We start from the raw sequence: 20,846 nt of genomic DNA, 5'->3' as shown, positions 1-20,846 counted from the left end.
TCACGGCCCGATCCGGGAGGACAGCGCCTGGGCCAGCTCGGCGATCGTCGGATGGTCGAAGAGCATCTCCAGGTCGTCCTCGGCCTGTTGCTCGATGTCCAGTTCCGCGTGGATCAGGCCGAGGATGCGCACCGCGTGCAGGGAGTCCCCGCCGAGCTCGAAGAAGTTGTCGTGCACCCCGAACTCCTGGTCCCCGAGGACCTCCGACCACAGCTTCAGGAGCAGCCGCTCCATCTCGTCGCGGGGCGCGGCCCGCTCCTCGCCGTCCTCCTCCTGCCAGGGATCGGGCAGGGCGGCGCGGTCCACCTTGCCGTTGGCGCTCAGCGGCACCCGGTCCACGAGCAGCAGATGGTGCGGGACCATGTAGGACGGCAGGGTCTCCTCAAGGGCGGCCCGTAGACCGGCGGCGTCGACGGCCGCGCCGGGCTCCGGGACCACGTGCCCGACCAGTTGGCGGCGTCCGGTGCGCGGGCTGGTCCGCACCGAGGCGAACGCCTCCGCCACCCCGGGGCGGGCCCGCAACGTCGCCTCGATCTCGCCGAGTTCGATGCGGTAGCCGTTCAGCTTGACCTGGAAGTCCATCCGGCCGAGGAAGTCGATGTCCCCGTTCGGCAGGTAACGGCCGAGGTCCCCGGTGCGGTACAGCCGTTCCCCGGTGCCCGGGTGGGTGACGAACCGCTCGGCGGAGCGCTCCGGGTCGGCCCAGTAGCCCCGGGCAAGGCCGACGCCACCGATGAAAATCTCGCCGGGCGTCCACACCGGGCACGGCGTCAGGTCCGCGTGCAGGACGTGCAGCCGCTGGTTGGCGAGCGGCCGGCCGTAGGGGATGCGGCTCCACTCGGGCGGCACCTCGCCGATGGGGTGGAACACCGACCAGATGGCGGCCTCGGTCGCGCCGCCCAGGCTGACGACCCGCGCCCCGGGGTGCACGGCACGGATCGCGTCCGGCAGCGGCACGGGTATCCAGTCGCCGCTGAGCAGTACGAGCCGCAGCCCGTCGCCGCCCGAGGACGCGGCGGGGCTCTCCGTCCACGCCTGCATCAGCGCGGGCACCGAGTTCCACAGCGTCACCCGGTGCCGACGCACCAACTCCGCCCAGTGCGCCGGATCGTGCTCCCGGCCGGGCGTGGGCAGGACGACCGCGCCGCCCGCCGCGAGCACGCCGAAGACGTCGTACACCGACAGGTCGAAGCTGAGCGACGACAGGCCGAGGACCCGGTCCCCGGCGTGCACGCCGAAGCGGGAGTTGATGTCCTGAACGGTGTTGGCGGCGGCCCCGTGGTCGATCATCACGCCCTTGGGGCGGCCGGTGGAGCCCGAGGTGAAGATCACGTACGCCAGGTCGCGGGGCGCCGGCCCGCCCTCCAGCGGGCCGGGGTCGGCCGCGCGCACCTCCTCGTCGGCGACGGTGAGCACCCGGACGCCCTCGGGCAGCCCGCCGGGAGCCGGCCGACCGGTCGTCACCACGGTGCGCACCCGGCCCTGCTCAAGCAGCATCCGGCGCCGCTCGGCGGGCCAGCCCGGGTCGACCGGGAGATACGCCGCGCCCGACGCGGCCACCGCGAGCACCGCGGCGACCTGGTCGAAGCCCTTGTCGAGCACGACGCCCACCAGCGTGTCCCGCTCGGCACCCAGGCGCCGCAGCACCCGGGCCAAGCGGTGGGCCGTCGCGAGCAGTTCGCCGTAGGTGTGCTCGCCGCTCTCGGTGATCACGGCGGTCGCGTCGGGGGTCCGCCGGGCGGCGTCAGCCACCAGCTCGTACAGCGTCCGCTCGGGAATGTCCCGTGCCGTGTCGTTGACCTCGCGGCGCAACTCGGCCTGCCAGGCGGGCAGTTGGGGCGAGGCGAGGGCGTCCCACGCCCCGGGGGCGTCGGCCAGCGCCTCGACGAGCCGTCCGAAGGCGGCGAACATGTCGTCCAGGAGGCCCTCGGGGAACAGCTCCTCCACCGCGTCCCAGTTGTAGACCAGGTCGCCGTGTTCCTCCGTCACCTGGTGGTCGAGCCACACCTGCGGGGTCTGGCTGATCTGGTGCACCAGTTCGCCGAAGAACTCCATCCCGGCCGACGGGTCCTCGCCCTCGCCGGTCAGGATCATCGCCGTGAACACCACGGGCATCCCCGCGCCCGGACCCCCGCCCTCGGCCCTGGACCGCTCCCGCAGCACCCGCACCCCGTTGTACGCGGAGTGTTCCAGGTCCCGCAGCAGCCGTTCCTGGAGCATCCGGGCACGGGCGGCGAACGGCTCACCCGGCCGGTCGGGGGCGGCCAGCAGGGTGGTGGAGGTGAAGTCGCCGATCACGGCGCCGACCTGGGGGTGCACCGGCGGACGGTTGAGCAGGGTGAGGTTGACCGTGAAGTCGGGCTGCTGCGACCACCGCCGCAGCACCTCGGCGTACGCCGTCATCAGCACCACCGAAGGAGTCAGACCGCGCTCCCTGGCGCGGGCCTTCACTGTCCGCCAGCGCTCCGCCGCCAACCGTCCGTGCCGGTGCCGGAAGACGGGCCGGCCCACCTGCGCGGGCTGCGTCGCGAGCGGCAGCGCGGGGGCGGGCGGCAGTTCGGGCAGCGCCTCCCGCCAGTACGCCTCCGCCTTGCGGTGGGCGGCCCCGTCCTTGGCCTCCTCCTCGGCCGTCACCATGTCCCTGAAGGTCAGTTCGAGGGGCTCCGGAGACCAGGAGGGGTCCTCGTAGAACCGTTGCCACTCCTGGAACAGCACGTACATGCTGAAGCCGTCCACGACCATGATGTCGAGGCCGATGTGCAGCCTCGTGCGCTCCCCGTCGAGCAGGGACGCCCGGATGTCGAACAGCGGGCAGCGGTCGGTCGGCAGCACCTGGTGGTCCATGGCCGCCCGGGTCGCGGCCAGCCGGGCGGCGCGCTCGGACTCCGGCAGACCACGCAGGTCGTCCACGGCGATCCGGTACGGAGCCGTCTCGGGCAGCACCCGTTGCCGGCCGTCCGGCAGGACGACCGCGCGCAGCATCCCGTGCCGCTCGATCACCCGGTTCAGCGCACGTTCCAGGCGGTCCACGTCGAGTCCCGCGCGTTCCCGCTCGGTGTACAGGTAGGTGGCCACGCCGCCGAGTTCGACGGCGGGGCGCCGGCCCACCCAGTACGCGTGCTGCACGTCGGTGAGCGGGAACGGCTCGTGGCGCAGCTCGGGCCGGGGCACCACGGCCGGGCGGACGCCCTCGGTGGGCACCCCGCGCAGCGTGGTCAGCAGTTCGTCGCGGCGGGCCTTGAGCTCCGTACGCAGCTCGGGTGTGAGCGCGCCGGCCGGCGCGACCACGTCGAGTCGGTCGTCGACCAGGCGCAGTCTGATGCCGCGCCGATGGAGCTCGGCCAGCAGATCCTGGGTCATCGGGGAACGTCCTCCTCGGTACACCGGGTGATGGCGTCCGAGACGGCGCCGACCAGTTCTCCGGTGAGCAGGGTGTGATGGCTGCCGGGCAGGGTGACGGCTCCGGTCCGGCCCGGGGCCAGGGCGGCCCAGCCCCAGTCCGGGGCGTCGGCGCAGGGGTGGTCCGCGAACTCGCCGACCGTGCCGTGCGCGGCGCGGACCACGGTCACGTCCGCGTCGACCGGCCCCGCCGAGTACCCGGCGCAGGCGGGGACGACGGCACGGAACACCTGGTAGGCGGCGGCGAGTTCGGAGGGTGCGAGGGTGCAGTCCGCGCCCGCGGCCCGGTGCAGCAGCACGCCGGTCTCCGCGGGGTCGGGTGCGCGGTCCGATGCGGTCGCGGCGACCAGCGCCTTGAGCGCCCCGACGTCCGCCGTGAGCGGATCGAAGCCGATGTTCAGGTCCTCCAGGAACCAGGCGGGCAGGTCCGCCGGATCGAGGGTCCGCGCGTCGAGCGGGGCGGGCGAGTCGATCACCACGAGCCGCTCCACCCGCTCACCGAGCGACTCAAGGCGTTCGGCGAGCGCGGAGGCGATCACCGCGCCGGACGACCAGCCGCCAAGACGGTACGGGCCGTGCGGGCGTGCGGCGCGCAGCGCCTCGACGTAGGGCTCCAGCAGGCCGTCCATCGTCGCGGCGGGCTCCGCCGGGGCCTGGAACGCGTGGAACGGGCCGCCGAGCCGGTCGGCGAGCTCCCGGTAGCAGAGCACGTTGCCGCCCGCGGGGTGCACGAAGAACCACGGGTTCCCCGGACCTTCGCGCAGGGTGACCAGCGGGTCCCACGCCTCGTCCCCGGCCGTCAGCCACTCGGCGAGCCGGGCCACCGTCCGGCGCTCCAGGAGCGTGCCCAGCGGGACCCGCCTGTCGAGCCTGCGGGCGATCTGACCGATCAGCCGCAGCGCGGTGAACGACTGCCCGCCCAGGTCGAAGAAGTCGTCGTGGACGCCGACCCGGTCCTGGCCGAGGACGGTGGCCCACATCCGGGCGAGCACCGCCTCCAGGTCGGTGCGCGGCGCCGCGTACGGCCGGGCCGCCTGGGCCTCGTCGGCGCCGCGCGCCTGGAGGGCGGCGCGGTCCAGCTTGCCGTTGCGGGTCAGCGGAAGACGGTCGAGGACGGTGATGCGGGCGGGCACCAGATAGCTCGGCAGCCGCTCGGCGAGCTGGACCGACAGCTCCTCGCCGGTGGGCGGCACGGCCTCCTCGGCGGCCGTGACGTAGGCGGCCAACTGCTTGCCCGCGTCGGTGCCGTGCGCCACCACGGCGGCCCGGCCCACCGAGGGCAGTTCGGTGAGCGCGTGCTCCACCTCGCCCGGCTCCACCCGGAAGCCCTGGATCTTCACCTGCTGGTCGGCCCGGCCGAGGAACTCGATCGTGCCGTCGGGCAGACAGCGCCCCAAATCCCCGGTGCGGTACAGCCGTTCACCGGTGTGCGGGTGGTGGACGAAGGCGGCCCGGGTGCGCTCCTCGTCGCCGAGGTAGCCGAGCGCGAGCCCGACCCCGCCGATGTACAGCTCGCCGGGGACCCAGGCGGGGGAGAGCCGGCCGCGGTCGTCCAGCACGTGCCAGCTCTGGTTGGCCAGCGGCTTGCCGTAGGGAATGGAGGCCCACGCGGGGTCGACCTCGCCGATCGGGTGGCAGATCGACCAGATCGACGCCTCGGTGGCGCCGCCCAGGCCGATCACCGCGGCGTTGGGCGCGATCGCCCGGATCCGGTCGGGCAGGTCCACCGGAATCCAGTCGCCGCTCAGCAGCACGGTCCGCAGGGACGGGCACGTCACGCCGGTCGCCTCGGCCTCCTCCACCAGCAACTGCATGAGGGCCGGGACCGAATTCCACACGGTCACACCGTGCTCGCGCACCGCCTCCAGCCAGCCGCCCGGGTCCGGGTCGCCCGGCTTCGGCAGGACCAGCGAGGCGCCCGCGTGGACGGCGCCGAACACGTCGTACACCGACAGGTCGAAGCAGAGCGAGGAGACGCCGAACAGCACGTCGCGTTCGGTGACGCCGAACCTGCGGTTGATCTCCGCGACGGTGTTGAGCGGCCCCCGGTGGTCCAGCATCGCGCCCTTGGGCCGACCGGTGGAGCCGGAGGTGTAGATGACGTACGCGAGGTCGGTCGGCGCGGGCTCGGGTGCCGGGGCGGGCGGCGCGTCCGGCGCCGGGGCCGTCACGTCCAGCACCGGCGCGTCGGTCAGGGCGGCGAGCCGGGCGACGGCCGACGGGTCCGCGAGGACGGCGGTCGGCGCGGCGTCGGCGAGGACGGCCCGCAGCCGCTCCCGCGGCCACTCCGGGTCGAGCGGCACATACGCGCGCCCCGCCGAGAGCACCCCGAGGACGGCGGCCACCTGGAGACGGCTCTTGGGCAGGACGACGGCCACCGTGCCGCCACCGGGCGCGGCGTGCGCCCGCAGCAGCGCGGCGATCCGCTCGCAGTGCTCGCCCAACTCCCCGTAGTTCAGGGCCCCGTCCGCCGCCACGACCGCCGGACGGCGGGGACGGTCGACGGACCGACGGCGCAGCGGGTGGTGCAGCAGCCCCGAAGGGACCGGCGCCGACGGCCGGTTCAGCTCCGCGCGCCGCGTGCGCTGCCGCTCGGGCAGCAGGTCGAACGCCTCGGTCGACCACGCATCGTCATCGGCGGCGAGCCGCTCCACCACGGTGCGGTAGCCCTGTTCCATCGCGTCGACGAGACCGTCGGGGAACATCGTCTCGATGACGTCCCAGACCACCCAGAGCCGGCCGTCCGTCAGGTCCCAGAACTCGCAGTCGACGAGGGTCTGCGGGGTCTCCAGACGGCTCGCGACCGGCAGGTCCTGGGGGCCGACGAACAGCGCGCTGCCGATGGCGAAGGGGCACACCGCCCGCCCCGGGGTGCGCCGGGCGTGGTTGAGCTCCTGGAGCACCTTGACGCCGCTGAAGTGGCCGTGCTCGGCGTCGGCAAGGACCTGGTCCTGGAGCCGCCGGGCCCGCGCCTCGAAGGGCTCGTGCGGCCGCCAGTCCACCTCCAGCGGGTACAGCGACGCGAAGTTGCCCATCACGTCCGGCAGTTGGGGGTGCAGCGGCAGCCGGTGGGTGATCATGTTGTTGAGCAGGAAGTGCCGCGAACCGCTCCAGTACGACAGCACCTCGGCCTGTACGGCGGACAGCACGTTGGTGGTCGTCAGGTGGCGGTCGGCCGCCCGCCGCTTGAGCGCGGACCACACCTCCGCGGAGAACAGCAGCTCGCGGCGGCGCAGATCCGACCGGGTGCGCGGATCGGCGCCCGTCAGGGGCACCGGGGGCGCCTCGGGCCAGTCGGGGATGCGCTCGGTCCAGTAGGCCCTAGACGCCTGGCCGAGCGGCGACTCCTCCAACTCGGCCAGGGTCAGCACGCATTCGCGGAACCCGATCTCGAGCGGGGGCGGGCTCCAGTCGGGCTCGCGGTAGCGGCGCAGCACGGTGGAGACGAACCGCAGCAGGGCGGGGGCGTCGCAGAAGATGTTGTTGTTGTTCAGATGCAGCCGGCTGCGCCCACCGGGCAGCCGGCTGAGACGCAGGTCGACCCACGGCCAGTGCTCGATCACCGGCTGCGTGCCCGCCATCCGCGTACGTACGCGTTCGACGGCCGACTCGGCCTCCGGCGCGCTCAGGTGGCGCACGTCGAGCACGGGCAGGGTGGCGGGCCCGGGGGAGCGGACGGTCTGCAACCGCATGTCCTCGCGGACCACCACGATGTTGTCGCGCTGGTAGTGGAGTTCGGCGTTCATCGCCCGCTCCAGCAGCTCCGGGTCCAGGTCCTCCTGTTCGTACTCGAAGTACTGGTGCGGGCGGACGTAGTACTCGAAGCCCTCCCGGCTGCCGATCAGGAAGGACGCCTGCAGGTCCGAGGGCGGGAACGGCTCGTACCTTCCCGCCGGGTCGGGGACGACCTGTGGCAGCGGCCCGGTGGCGGGCCGCGGGGCGCTCAACGACGCGAGCCAGCGCAGCAGTTCGGGTTTGTGCAGGCCGATGCGCTCGCGCAGGTCGGCGGTGAGCCGGCCCTTGGGGGCCCGTACCTCCAGGCGGCCGTCATCGGCCGTCTGGAGCCGGATGCCGTTGCGGGCCAGTTCGTCCAGCAGCGCGGGCACGATAGCCGTACCGGTTCCACTCACAGCGGTGTCTCCTTGTCCCTGCCCGGCCTGATCCGAACGACAGGCCCTGGCAGGTGTGGGTCAGAGCGTCAGCACTTCGGTGTCCGCGTCGTCGGCCTCGGCGTCGTCGGCGTCGGCCAGCACGGACAGCGCCGCCAGCTGGCGGCAGACCAGGTCGGTGATCTCGGCGGGCGTGCCGCCGAGCAGGGTGCCGGTGGCCACGTCGGCGCCGAAGTCCGCCAGCAGTTGGTTGCGCAGCTGAATGGTGGTCAGCGAGTCGAAGCCCATCTCGCCGAGGCGCCGGTCCGCGAAGACCGGGCGCAGCGTGTCCCGCTCCTGCCCGGTCAGGCCGAGCAGGCGGGCGGCCCGGTCGAGGAGTTCCTCCTGGACGGTGGAGCGCACGGCCTCCGGCTCGGACACCGCGAGCCGGGCCAGCTCGCGCACCCGGCCGGAATCGGCGGGGCCCTCATGGGGCGCGGCCCCGTCGGCGCCGCCGACGGGAAGGAGATCGGCCAGCAGCGTGTACGGGGGCCGGCGCCGTCCTGCGGCGAGGTTCGCCCAGTCGACGGTGACGACGCAGGCCCGGCAGTCGCCGCCGAGCGTCCCGAGCGTGTCGAGCGCGTCGTCGGTGGCCAGCGGGGTGACTCCCTCGGCCGCGTACCGGTCCAGGATCCGCGGGTCCGCGGCCATGCCGAACTCGGCCCACGGGCCCCAGTTGACGCTCAGCGCGGGGCGGCCGTGGTGGTGGCGGTGCTCGGCGAGGGCGTCGAGGAACGCGTTCGCGGCGACGTAACCCGCCTGGCCCGCGGCGCCGAAGACCGAGGCGATGGAGGAGTACAGGACGAAGAAGTCGAGTTCGAGGCCGGCCGTGTGCCGGTGCAGCAGCCAGCCGCCGCGGACCTTCGGGTCCAGCGTCCGGCGCAGCCGCTGCGCGTCGTGGTTCTCCAGCGCCGCGTCCGGGTTCACCCCGGCGGCGTGCACGATGCCGCGCAGCGGCGGCAGTTCGGCCGCCGCCGTCGCGAGCAGCTCCCGCACCGCGGTGTCGTCGGCCAGGTCGGCGGCGCGCAGCGTCACCTGGACGCCCGCGGCGCGCAGTTCGGCCACGACGGCCGGCTCGGCGGCCGGGCGGGACCGGCCCACAAGCAGCAGGGATCCGGCGCCCCGGGCGGCCAGCCATCGGGCGGTCGCCAGGCCCAGGGCGCCCCAGCCGCCGGTGATCAGATAGGTGGCGTCCGCGCGGACCGGCATCGGGTCCCGTGGGGACGCGGACCGTTCGCGCAGCCGCGCCTCGTACCACTGGCCGTCCCGTACGGCGAGATGCCCGGAGCCGGGCAGGGCCGCCGCGCGGCGCAGCAGTTCGACGGTGTCCGGCTCGGGCGCCGCGGGATCGAGGTCCAGGTGGACGCAGCGCAGCCCGGGATACTCGGTCGGTACGACGCGGAGCAGTCCGGCCGCCGCGCTCTGCCGCAGATCCGGGTCGTCGGTGCCGGGGCGCGGCGCCTCGGCGCCCGTGCTGCACAGCACCAGGTCCGGCTGGTCCGCGGCGTGTTCGCGCACCGTTTCGCGCAGGACGTCGAGCACGGACTCGGCGAGGCCGTACGCCGCGCTGACCGGCTGCCCGTCGGCGGGGCCCGCCGCCAGGCGGACCAGCACGCCGCGCACGGGCCCGGCGGACTCACCGGTCGCGGGCCGTACGGTGCCGGCGTCGACGACGACCCGTTCGGTGGTGCGTGTGTCGGGGGAGACGGTGTGCACGTGCCAGGTACCGGCGGGCGGTTCGGCGTCGACGCCGAGCGCGGCCGCGGGTTGCCAGACGGTGGTGTAGCGGCCGGGCGCGGCGGCGCGGGAGGGGAACGCGGAGCGCGGCACCGCCCGCATCACCAGTCCGCGCAGGGTGGCGAGGCACGCTCCGTGCTCGTCCAGCAGCATCAGGTCGAGGGCGCCTTCCGGCGCCTGCGCGGTGCGCTGCCAGCGGGCCTCGCACCAGACCCGGTGCGGCAGCCGCTCGTGGGCGACGAGCCGGTCGATCCCCGTGGGCACCCACGGATCCGGCTCCGCGGACGTGAACACGCCGACGGTCTGGACGCACGCGTCCAGCACCACGGGGTGCAGCCCCGCCTCGTCCGTCGCACCGTCACCGGCGTCCTCCGGCACCTCGATCAGGGCGACCGCCCGGTCTCCCTCGGACCACAGTCGGCGGATCGAACGGAAGGCGGGTCCGTAGCCGAGCCCGATCCGGTCGAAGCGCTCGTACAGCTCGGCGGGGTCCCGCTCGGTCATCCCGTAGCGCAGCGCGGCGGGGTCGACGGGGGCGGGCCGTGTCTCGTCGGCCGGTCCGACGGCTGCCGCCTCGACGTGGGTCGTCCAGTCGCCGCCCCGCTCCGCTCCGGGACGGCTGAGGCAGCGGATCGACCCGTCCTCGCGGACGACGGTCTGCACGGTGACCGGCATGCCGTCGGGCACCGGCAGGAAGCTCGTGAAGGCGGCGCCGGTGACCGACCAGGCGCCGTCGGCCGCCGTCGGCCGCGCGCGGCCCGCGGCGAGCACCCAGTCGAGCATCGCGCTGCCCGGCAGCACGGCCGTGCCGCCCAGCCGGTGGCCGCTCAGGTACCAGGGCCGGTCGGTGGTCAGGGTCTGCCCGAAGCGGCGTTCGGCGGTGCCCGCGAGTTCGATCTCGGCGCCGAGCAGTGGCCGCCCCGTGGTGGGCCGGGGGCCGGTCGTGGACGGCCGCGCCAGCCAGTGCCGCCGCCGCTGGAAGGGGTAGGTCGGCAGCTCGACGCGGCGCGGCGCGCTGCCGAACAGCTCGGCGGGCCAGCGCACTTGGGCGCCGTCGGCCTGCAGTCGGGCCAGCGCGGTCAGCAGCGTACGGGCCTCGGGACGGCCGGACCGCAGCACGGCCACCGTGTCCTCGGCGCGCGTGGCGGCGCCGCTCTCCTGCGCGAACCCGGACAGCGTGGCGCCGGGGCCCAGTTCGAGGAAGCCGCCCACCCCGTCCCGGGCCAGCTGCCGCAGGCCGTCGAGGAAGCGGACCGGGCGACGCAGCTGGTCGGCCCAGTAGTCCGGGGAGCACAGTTCCCCGTCGGTGGCGAGGCGGCCGGTGAGGTTCGAGACCAGCGGGACGCGCGGCGGCCGGAAGCGAAGGCCGCGCGCGACGGCACGGAACTCGTCGAGGACCGGATCCATCTGCGGGGAGTGGAAGGCGTGGCTCACCCGCAGCCTGCGGGTGGCCCTGCCGCGCTCGGCCCACGCTGCCGCCACCCGGAGCACGGCCATCTCCTCGCCCGAAATCACCGTCGACGTAGGCGAGTTGACCGCGGCGACGGACACGGCGGGCTCGCCCGTCAAGGTGTCCCGCAGCTCCTCCTCTGTCGCCGCGACCGAGAACATCGCGCCGTCGCCTGTGGCCGCCTGCATCAGCCGGGCGCGGGCGCCGACCAGCGTGCAGGCGTCCGGCAGGGACAGCACACCGGCCGCGTGCGCCGCGCTCAGCTCGCCGATCGAGTGGCCGAGCAGATGACTCGGTTCGAGGCCGTAGGAGCACACCAGGCGGAACAGCGCGGTCTCCAGGGCGAACAGCGCGGGCTGGGCGTATCCCGTGCGCTCCAGGTCCGCGGCGGCCGAAGGGGAGTCGGTGAAGACGAGTTCGCGCAGCGGCCGGTCGAGCAGCGGATCGAGGTGCGCGCACACCTCGTCGAACGCGTCGGCGAACACGGGGAACGCCGCGTGCAGTTCGCGCCCCATGCCGGGCCGCTGGGCGCCCTGACCGGGGAAGAGGAACGCGAGCGGGCGGGAGCGGGCGATGCCGGTCACCGCCTCGGGCGGACAGCCGCCGTGGGCCACTTCCTGGAGCGAGGCGAGCAGTTCGTCCCGTCCGTCGGCGAGCACGGTCGCGCGGTGTTCGAAGACGGTTCGGGTGCTCGCCAGCGCATGACCGAGGTCGGCCGCCGCGAGCGAGGAGTCGGCGGCCAGCGCGGCGTGCAGCCGCCGCGCCTGGACGCGCAGGGCCGCCTCGTCGCGCGCGGTGACGGTGACCGGGACCGGGTGCGAGGGGGCGGTCGCCGGTGCGGGTGCGTCGGTCGCTGGTGCCGGTGCGGGTGTGTCGGGCGCCGCCTCCAGGATCACGTGGGCGTTGGTGCCGCTGATGCCGAACGAGGAGACCGCACACCGGCGGGGCCGGTCGAGGGCGGGCCACGGGGTCGCTTCGGGGATCAGGCGGACGCCGCTGCCCGCCCAGTCGACGTGCGGGGTCGGACGGTCGGTGTGCAGCGTGGCGGGCAGCAGCCCGTGCCGCATCGCCAGCACCATCTTGACCACGCCCGCTGCCCCGGCCGCGGCCTGCGTGTGCCCCAGGTTGGACTTGAGCGAGCCGACGAGCAGCTCGGCCGCGTCCGCGCGTTGTGCGCCCCCGTACGCGTCGATGAGCGCGCGGGCCTCGATGGGGTCGCCCTGCTTGGTGCCGGTGCCGTGCGCCTCCACGGCGTCGACCTCCGCGGCGGTGAGCCCGGCGCTGCGCAGCGCCTGCCGGATCACCCGGGTCTGGGCGGCGCCGCTGGGAGCCGTCAGTCCGTTGCTCGCGCCGTCCTGGTTGACGGCGGAGCCGCGGATCACCCCGAGCACCTGGTGGCCCCGCTCCTGTGCGACGGAGAGCCGCTCAAGCAGCAGCACCACCGCGCCCTCGCTCCAGGCGGTGCCGTCGGCGGACGCCGAGAACGGCTTGCAGCGTCCGTCGGCGGCAAGGCCGCGCTGCCGGGAGAACTCCAGGAACATGCCCGGGTTCGGCATCACAGAGGCGCCGCCCGCCAGCGCGAGTTCGCACTCGTCCGAGCGCAGCGCCCGGCAGGCCTGGTGCACCGCGACGAGCGAGGAGGAGCAGGCGGTGTCGATGGTGACCGCGGGTCCTGTCAGGCCCAGCGTGTAGGCGATACGGCCGGAGGCGACGCTGCCCGCGGTGCCGGTGAGCAGATATCCGGAGGTGTCGTCCGTGGCCTGGTCGAGGGCGCCGCCGTACCCGTTCTGGCTCAGTCCGGCGAAGACACCGGTGGAACTGCCGCGCAGCGAGGCGGGGTCGATGCCGGCGCGCTCCACGGCCTCCCAGGCCGTTTCGAGGAGCAGCCGCTGCTGGGGGTCGGCGGCGGCGGCCTCACGCGGGGACATCCCGAAGAACGCCGCGTCGAACTCGGCGGCGTCGTGCAGGAATCCGCCGCTGCGGGTGTACGTGCTGCCGGGGCGCCCCGGTTCGGGGTCGTACAGGTCGTCGGTGTCCCAGCCGCGGTCGGTGGGGAAGTCGGAGATCGCGTCCGTGCCGTCGGTGAGCAGCCGCCACAGCCGCTCCGGCGAGTCGACGCCGCCCGGCAGCCGGCAGCCGATCCCGACGACGGCGACGGGTTCCGCCGCCCGCTCCTCGACCTCGCGCAGTCGGGCCTTCGCCTGGTACAGGTCGAGCGTGGTCTTCTTCAAGTACTCGGTGAGCCGGTCTGCGTTGGTCACAATTCGCCTCTGTTGTCAATGAGATCGAGAATCTCTTCGGGGCCGGCCGCGAGGATCGCCGCGGTGAAGTCGGCCGGTGTCCGCTCGCCGTCGAGCCGCCGCAGGAGGGCGCGCAGCCGGGTCAGTGCCGTGCCGCGCACCGTGTCGTCCGGTTCGCCGGACGCGAGGGCCGCGTCCAGCGCGTCGAGGTGGGCGAGCAGCGCCTGTCCGGGAGGTTCGGCGGCGCCGTCGAGCAGGGTGCCGATGTGCCGGGCCAGCGCCTCCGGGGTCGGGTGGTCGTAGGCGACCGCGATGGGCAGGCGCAGTTCCAGCGCGGTCCCGAGTCGCTGGAGGAGCTCTTCGAGGCCGAGCGAGTCGAAGCCGAGCTCGCGGAAGGTCCGGCCCTCGGGAAGGGAGGAGGCCTCGCGGCCGAGCACCGCGGCGACCTGAACGGTGACCAACTCCGGTACCCGGCGGGCCTGTTCGGCCGCGGACACGGTGGACTTCGCCGGGCCCGCCGAAGGGGCGGCGGGTGGTTCGTCCCGGGAAGCGGCGGCGGGCTCGTCCGAGGGCAGCGGCCCGTCGAGCCAGCAGCGCTCCCGCTGGAAGGCGTACGTCGGCAGGTCGACGGGGCCGCCCCTGTCGGGCGGCAGCACGGCGTCCCAGTCGACGGCGACGCCGTGGTTGTGCGCCTCGGCGAGCGCGCTGAGGAACTGCGCGCGACCGCCCCGGCCGCGGCGCAGCGTGCCCGTGGTGAAGGCGGCCCGGCCGCGGGTGTCCAGGGTGTCGCGGACGCCGGTCAGCAGTACGGGGTGCGGGCTGACTTCGACGAACGTCGTGTGACCGGACGTCAGCAGCGCGTCCACGGCGGTGTCGAAGCGCACCGTGTGCCGCAGATTGCGGTACCAGTAGTCGGCGGTCAGCCCGGTGGTGTCCATGAGTGCGCCGGTGACCGTGGAGTAGAACGGCACGGCGGCGGGGGAGGGGCGCAGCCCGGCGAGCGCCGTCAGGAGCGGCTCGCGGACCTCCTCCACCTGGCGCGAGTGGCAGGCGTAGTCGGCGGTGACGGGACGCGTCTCGACGCCGGAGTCCGCGGCGGCGGCGCGGAACGCGCGCAGCGCCGCGGGCGCCCCGGAGACCACGCAGGAGTTCGGCCCGTTGACCACGGCGATGTCGAGTTCGTCGGCCAGCGCGGCGAGCCGGGCGGCGACCGCGTCGGCGCCCTCGGCCACCGCGAGCAGCCCGCCCCGGCCGGCGAGCGCCGTCGCGGTCAGGCCCCGGCGTGCGATCAGGAGCGCCGCGTCGTCCAGGGACAGCGCGCCCGCGATGTGCGCGGCCGCGACCTCGCCCTGGGAGTGGCCCGCCACGGCGTCCGGTACGACCCCGGCCGAACGCCACAGGGCGGCGAGCGCCACCATCACGGAGAACAGCAGGGGCTGGCTGACGTCCGCGCGCTCCAGGAGAGCGGGGTCGGCCCGGTCTCCGGCGCGCAGCAGGTCCATCGGCGACCAGTCGATGTGCGGGGCGAGCGCGTCGGCGCACTCGGCGACGCGGGCCGCGAACACCGGCTCGGTGGCGAGGAGTTCGGCGGCCATGCCGGGCCACGGCGAGCCCTGTCCGGGGAACAGCAGCGCCACGCGGCCGGGCGTCCGCGAAGACTCGGTCACCCGCGCGGCCGGGGCGCCCTCGGCCAGGGCCACGAGGCCGGAGCGCAGCGTCTCGACATCGGCGCCCACGACCGCCGCACGGTGCGTGAAGGCGGTCCTTCGGGTCGCCAACGCCCGCGCCACACGGCCCGCGTCCACGTCGGTCCGCCCGTCGGTGAACTCCGCGAGACGTCGGGCCTGTCCGCGCACGGCGGCCTCGCCGAGCCCGGACACGAGCCACACCTCGGGCGCCGTGCCGCCCGGTGCGGGAGCGTGGCCGGTCTCGGGTGCGTGCGCGTCCTGCGGTGCCGGGGACGCCACGATCACATGGCAGTTGGTGCCGCCCAGGCCGAACGAGCTGACACCGGCGAGGAACCGGCGGTCAGGGTCCGGCCAGGGGCGGGGGGCGTCGACGACCGACAGGTTGAGGTCGGTGAGCGGGATGTCCGGGTGCGGCTCGGTGAAGTTCAGGCTTGCGGGCAGGGTGCGGTGCTCGATGCTCAGGGCGGCCTTCAGCAGCCCCACCACACCGGCGGCGCCCTCCAAGTGCCCCACGTTGGTCTTCGCGGACCCGACCAACAGCGGGGCCCGCCCCGGCCTGGCGCGGCCGGCGCAGTGCCCGAGCGCGGTGGCCTCGACGCGGTCGCCCACCCGGGTACCGGTGCCGTGCAACTCGACGTAGTCCAGATCCGCGGGGGAGACGCCGGCGTCGGCGCAGGCGGCGCGCACCACGTCCTGCTGGGCGCGGCCGTTCGGTACGACGAGGCCCTCGTCGGCGCCGTCGTGCCCCACCGCGCTGCCGAGGATCACGCACCGTACGTGGTCCCCGTCGGCCAGCGCCGCGTCGAGCGGCTTGAGGAGCAGCAGCCCGCCGCCTTCGCCGCGGACGTAGCCGTTGCTCCGGGCGTCGAAGGTGTGGCATCGCCCGTCGGGGGAGAGCGCGCCGAACCGGGCGACGCGCAGCGTGGAGTCGGCGAGCAGATTGAGGTTGACCCCGCCGACGAGCGCGGTGGTGGCCTCCCCGCGCCGCAGGCTCTCGCAGGCCATGTGGACGGCGACCAGGGAGGAGGACTGTCCGGTGTCCACCGTCATGCTGGGCCCGCGCAGGCCGAGGAGGTGGGACAACCGGTTGGCGATGAGGCTGCGTTGGGTGCCCGTCAGGCTGTGCCGGCCGATCCCCGACGGCCCCCGGCGGGCGGCGAGCGCCGCGTAGTCGTCCATCATCACGCCGACGAACACGCCGGTACGGGTACCGGCCAGCGCGGCGGGGAGTATCCCGGCGTGTTCCACGGCCTCCCAGCCGAGCTCAAGAATCAGCCGCTGTTGCGGGTCCATGGTGGCGGCCTCGCGCGGGGACACCCCGAAGAAATCGGCGTCGAACAGGTCGACTTCGGAAAGGAAGCCGCCGATTCGTATGTCCTCGGGAAGCGGATCGCCTCGTTCCCAGCGATTCTCTGGAGCCTGTGAAACCGCGCTCCTGGAATGCGCGAGCAATTCCCAGAATGATTCCGTGTCCGGAGCGCCGGGAAGGCGGCAGGAATATCCGACCACCGCGATCTCCGCTGCCCTTTCAGGGCGGATCGGCGTCTTTAGTCGCATGCCCCTGCTCCCCCGATAAGTCCGTTGCCGTGGCGATTTCATGCCGCGTCGGCTCGGTGTCTTGAATTCTGCACGACCGATGCCGACCGCGGCGCCTCCGATATTGCTCAGGAACCGCAGTCGGTGGCCGAGAACATCGCCTCGACAAGATCGGAACCGATCGGAACCGGTCTCCGCAGCAGCCGGTCCCGGACGCTGTCCCGGTCCGCCCTTGTGCCACGGCCGTATTCGGCGGCGTACAGCCCGATGAGGTTGATGAAGCGGAACCGGTCGCGGCCGACCTCCTCCAGGAGGTGGTGGTCGGCAAGGACGGCCAGCTGACGGGCGGTCACCTCGGGGCTGAGGGCGGTCGCCTCGGCCGCTTCGGACACGGTGATCGGCTCCGATTCCAGGAGCCCCAGCACGCCGAACACCCGCGCCGTGACCTCCGGCAGCAGCCGGACCGACGCCTGGAAGGCCGTCCGCAGGCTCGCCGCGACGTCGTCCTCGACGGCCAGCCAGTCGAGGCTCCCGCGGCACGGCGCGTGGGTGTCCACCAGTTCCGCGAGGGGCAGCGCGGGCTTGGCGAGCAGGCCGGCCGCCGCGATCCGCAGCGCGAGCGGCAGATGCCCGCACATCCGGGCCAGGTCACGGGCGGCGTCCCACTGGCCGTCGAGCCGCTCCCGGCCCACGACACGGGACAGCAGGTTGACGGACTCCTGCGGGGCGAGCGGGCCGATCTCGATCCGGTACGCCCCGTCCCGTGCCGCGAGGCCGAACTGCCGCCGCCTGCTGGTGACCAGCACACACGCGGGCCCGCGCGGTATCAGGGGCCGTACCTGCTCGGCGTGGAGCGCGTCGTCCAGCACGATCAGCACCCGGCGCCCGTGCAGCAGGCTGCGGAACAGTGCGGTGCGTCCCGCCGGGTCGACGGGGAGCTGCTGCGGGGGGACGCCGAGGCTGCCGAGCAACTGGGCGAGCACCTCGCGGGCTTCGAGCGGCGGGCGGTCCGGGTGGGACCCGCGCAGGTCGGCGAAGAGCTTGCCGTCCGGGTAGCGGTCGCCGAGTTCGTGGGCGAGCTGGAGCGCGAGGGCGGTCTTGCCCGCCCCGGGCGGGCCCTCGACCACGGCCACCGCCGCGTGGCCCTCGCCGGTCTCGCGTTCCACGACGTTGCGCAGCCGGGCCAGTTCCTCGGCGCGGCCGGTGAACCCCCGGGCGCCGGGCGGGAGTTGGGCGGGACGCACTGATGGGGCGGGCACCGTGGCGGCGCCCCGGGAGGGCCCGCCCGTACCGGCTCCGGCGGCACCCGCAGGGGCGCGCAGGGCCAGCCCCGCGTGGTCGCCGAGGATCTGCTGATGCAGCCGGCGCAGCTCCGTTCCGGGGTCGATGCCCAGCTCCTCCTGGAGGAGCCGGTGGGTCTCGCGGTAGACGGTGAGGGCGTGCGCCCGGCGGCCGGAGCGGTGCAGGCCGAGCATCAGCAGCCAGCGCAGCTTCTCCCGCAGCGGATCCCTGGCGATCATGTCGGTGAGGACCGTGATCACTTCGGTGTGCCGGCCGGCGGCGAGCAGGGCCTCCGCCCACTCCTCGACCGCCGTCAGGCGCGCTTCGTGCAGCCGGGCCCGCTCCAGCGCCGCGAACGGCCCGGGTACGTTGGCGTACGCCTCGCCGCGCCACAGCGCGTGCGCCTCCTCGTACGCCGCGATCCCGCCGTCCCGGTCGCCCTCCGAGAGGAGCCTGCGGGCCCGGCCGTGGGCCAGGGCGAAGCGCCCGGCGTCGATCGCGGTGGGGTCGACGGACAGGGCGTAGCCGCCGCCGGCCGAGACCAGCACCCCGCCGGATTCCCGCGGACCGCGCTCGGGCTCCAGAATCCGGCGCAGCCCGGCGACATAGGTGTGTACGCAATTGACGGCGGACTGCGGGACATCGCTGCCCCAGACGGCGTCAATGATCTGGTCGATTCCGGTCACCCGGCCGACCTGGCTCGCCAACAGGCCGAGAACCGCGCGCTGTTTGGGCGGACCGAGCGGCACTTCGTCCTTTTCGTTCCACGCTCGCATTGAACCCAGGAGTTCAAGACGCATTGCTTCCTCATCCCCGTCGCCGAGTGGACGCCGACTTCACTGTGGACTTGTGCGGAGTTTGTTGTCACCGCAGATATTGCTCAGCGCTCGTGGCGGACGTGACGTGCTCATCTCGGGAGACCGAGTTCGCGCGCCGTCCCCGTCGAGGCCGCCCGGACCGAGGACTTCGCACATTCTGTATACGCGCGTCACACGCTCTTGACTGCGTGTATCGGGTCTGCTTCTCTGGCGCGCAGCGGGCTCGGATCCGAGGGCTCTGCGGAGGACGGGGGTCCTGTGCGCACGGAGATCGAACGGGTCGTCAGTGGTATACGGATCGGGTACGGGGAAGAACTCTCGCTCACCGAGCTGAGTGTGATGGCCCGTCTGAGTCCGTTTCACATGGCACGGTTGTTCCGGGAGCAGACGGGCCTGCCGCCCGCCTCTTTCCTGACCGCGGTGCGCCTTGAGGAGGCGCGGCACCGGCTGCTGCACACCTCGGACAGCGTGGCCGACATCGCCGTACAGTGCGGCTACACCAGCGTCGGCTCCTTCACCACCCGCTTCACCAAGGTCGTCGGCGTCTCGCCCGGCCGTTACCGCCGGCTCCAGTCATTGGGCGCGGAGGCGGTCGACTTCGTCGGGGGCCAGGACGCCGCGGTCGCGTACGGCTCCGTCCTCGGCAGCGTGGAGCGGGCGGACGGGCTCGACCACGAGCCGGTGTACGTGGCCGCGTTCGCGGTCGGCGGCAGCGCCCGCGCGTGCCCACCGCCCAGGGCGGCCCGGTGCCGCAGGGTGGAGCGGGGGGCCGGGCCGTGGGGCATCCCGCATGTGCCGGAAGGGCGTTGGATCGTGCAGGCCGTCTCCCGCTCCACCGGCACCGGACAGCGCTCCATCGTGATCGGCACCAGTCGGCCGCTGCGCCTGCGCTGCGGCGAGGTGGCCCGCGTGACGCTGCGGCTCGAACCCCCCGCGGACATCCGGCACGACGACGCCCGGCTGCTGCTCGGCTTCGCGCTGCCGGAGCTGTTCGCGTCCTGAGCCGCCAGGGCCCGCGGTTGAGCAACCACGAAGGCGACAGCCACGAGCCCCTCCGCCGACACTCCCCGTGATGCCGCGAACCCGCGCGGCCATGGGGAATTGGGGAATGGCGATGGGAGCGATCGGCGGCCACGCGGTGGTGATCGGTGGATCGATGGGCGGCATGGTGGCCGCCCGCGTACTGTCCCGAAGATACGGGCGGGTGACGGTGCTCGACCGGGACACCCTGCCGGAGACGGCCGAGAACCGGCGGGGCGTACCGCAGAGCGGTCACGCGCACGCCCTGCTGATCAGCGGGCGCATGAAACTGGAGGAACTGTTCCCCGGTCTGACCCACGAGTTGATCGGCGGCGGCGCGGTCCCCTTCGACCCGGGGGCGGACCTGGCGTTCCATCAGATGGGCGCGCTCCGCACCCGCTTCACCAGCGGCAAGCTGGGCATCAGCCAGAGCCGGGCCTTCCTCGAGCACACCGTACGCGGCCGCGTACGGGACCTGCCCAATGTCGGGATCGTCGACCGGACGGTGGTCAACGGGCTGCTCTCCAGGGCCTCCCGGGTCACCGGAGTGGTGACCGACGCGGGGGACATGGAGGCCGACCTGGTGGTGGACGCCACCGGCCGCAGCGCGGGCCGGGCCGACCGCTGGCTGGAGGAATTCGGTTTCGAGACGCCCGAGACGGCCACCGTCAAGATCGACGTCGGATACACGACCCGGCTGCTGCACCGTCCGCCGGGGGACCGGCTGCGGGACGACGCGCTGCTGTACCTGATGGCCGCCACGCCCCCGCACGACAAGCGGGCGGCCGCGATCTTCGCGGTCGAGGGCAACCGCTGGATGGTGACGCTGGGCGGCTGGCACCGGGCGCACAGCCCCGTCGACCCGGACGGCTTCCTCGCCTTCGGCAAGGCGCTGCCGAGCCCGCACGTCGCCGAACTCCTCGCCCGCGCCGAGCCGTTGGACAAGGAGAACGCGCACAAGTTCACCTACCCGCAGGCCCGGCGGCGGTTCTTCGAACGCCTCCGGCAGCCCGCCGCCGGATATGTGGCCCTGGGCGACGCGATCTGCAGCTTCAACCCGCTCTACGGGCAGGGCATGACGGTCGGCGTCCTGGAGGCCGAGGCGCTCGGCAGGTCCCTCGACCGGTTCTCGGCGGCCTCGTCGGCCATGGCGCGGTCCTACTACCAGGCCGCCGCGCAGGCGATCGCGACGCCCTGGCAGATGGCCAGCGGCGGGGACTTCATGTACCCCGAGACCGTCGGCCCGAGGCCGCTGGGCGCCGCCCTGATCAACCGCTACGTCAAGCGGGTCATGCTCGCCAGCCATGTCTCCGTCGACGCCCACCGGGTGATGCTGGACATGCAGCACCTGCTGGTGCCGCCGACCGCCGTCCTCAAGCCGCGCACGGTGATCCGTTCCCTGTGGGCGGCCGGCCGCTCGCAGGCCGCCTGAGGCTCCCGCACCGCACGACGCGAACGGCCCGCCGCCCCGGAAAGGGGTGGCGGGCCGTTCGCGGTACCGCTTCGGTTCGGTACCGAGCGGTGCACGG

7 protein-coding genes are annotated in these 20,846 nt (G+C 74.1%); 2 read left to right on the top strand and 5 right to left on the bottom strand.

What is annotated here, in order from left to right; translation table 11 throughout:
• From RBJ65_RS20480 to RBJ65_RS20460, 5 genes are all read right to left on the bottom strand, one after another.
• Complete coding sequence (locus RBJ65_RS20480) at positions 1–3,360, bottom strand: amino acid adenylation domain-containing protein (protein ID WP_306323274.1); 3,360 nt, start codon at positions 3,358–3,360, stop codon at positions 1–3.
• Positions 3,357–7,529: an amino acid adenylation domain-containing protein gene (locus RBJ65_RS20475; protein ID WP_306323275.1), complete on the bottom strand. Its 4,173-nt coding sequence runs from the start codon at positions 7,527–7,529 to the stop codon at positions 3,357–3,359. The genes RBJ65_RS20480 and RBJ65_RS20475 overlap by 4 nt, the downstream gene beginning before the upstream one ends.
• A gap of 60 nt (positions 7,530–7,589) precedes the next feature.
• Positions 7,590–12,995 (bottom strand): SDR family NAD(P)-dependent oxidoreductase, encoded by a 5,406-nt coding sequence (locus RBJ65_RS20470; RefSeq protein WP_306323276.1) that lies wholly within the window; start codon positions 12,993–12,995, stop codon positions 7,590–7,592.
• Entirely contained in the window at positions 12,992–16,219 is a 3,228-nt protein-coding gene (locus RBJ65_RS20465; RefSeq protein WP_306332158.1) for a type I polyketide synthase, read from the bottom strand. The genes RBJ65_RS20470 and RBJ65_RS20465 overlap by 4 nt, the downstream gene beginning before the upstream one ends.
• Positions 16,220–16,326: 107 nt before the next feature.
• Positions 16,327–18,228 (bottom strand): AfsR/SARP family transcriptional regulator, encoded by a 1,902-nt coding sequence (locus RBJ65_RS20460; RefSeq protein ID WP_306323278.1) that lies wholly within the window; start codon positions 18,226–18,228, stop codon positions 16,327–16,329.
• A gap of 408 nt (positions 18,229–18,636) precedes the next feature.
• Here RBJ65_RS20460 and RBJ65_RS20455 point away from each other — a divergent pair, with 408 nt between their 5' ends.
• Together RBJ65_RS20455 and RBJ65_RS20450 are read left to right on the top strand one after the other, a co-directional pair.
• Positions 18,637–19,299 (top strand): helix-turn-helix transcriptional regulator, encoded by a 663-nt coding sequence (locus tag RBJ65_RS20455; protein WP_306323294.1) that lies wholly within the window; start codon positions 18,637–18,639, stop codon positions 19,297–19,299.
• Positions 19,300–19,369: 70 nt separating this feature from the next.
• A complete protein-coding gene (locus RBJ65_RS20450; protein ID WP_306323279.1) occupies positions 19,370–20,749 on the top strand; it encodes an NAD(P)/FAD-dependent oxidoreductase in 1,380 nt (459 codons plus the stop codon).
• Positions 20,750–20,846 lie beyond the last annotated feature (97 nt).

Source organism: Streptomyces sp. KL109B, assembly GCF_030766935.1.
Taxonomy (GTDB): Bacteria; Actinomycetota; Actinomycetes; order Streptomycetales; family Streptomycetaceae; genus Streptomyces.
The sequence above is the reverse complement of the archived record's forward strand: the minus strand, read 5'-3'. Positions and strand labels throughout refer to the sequence as shown.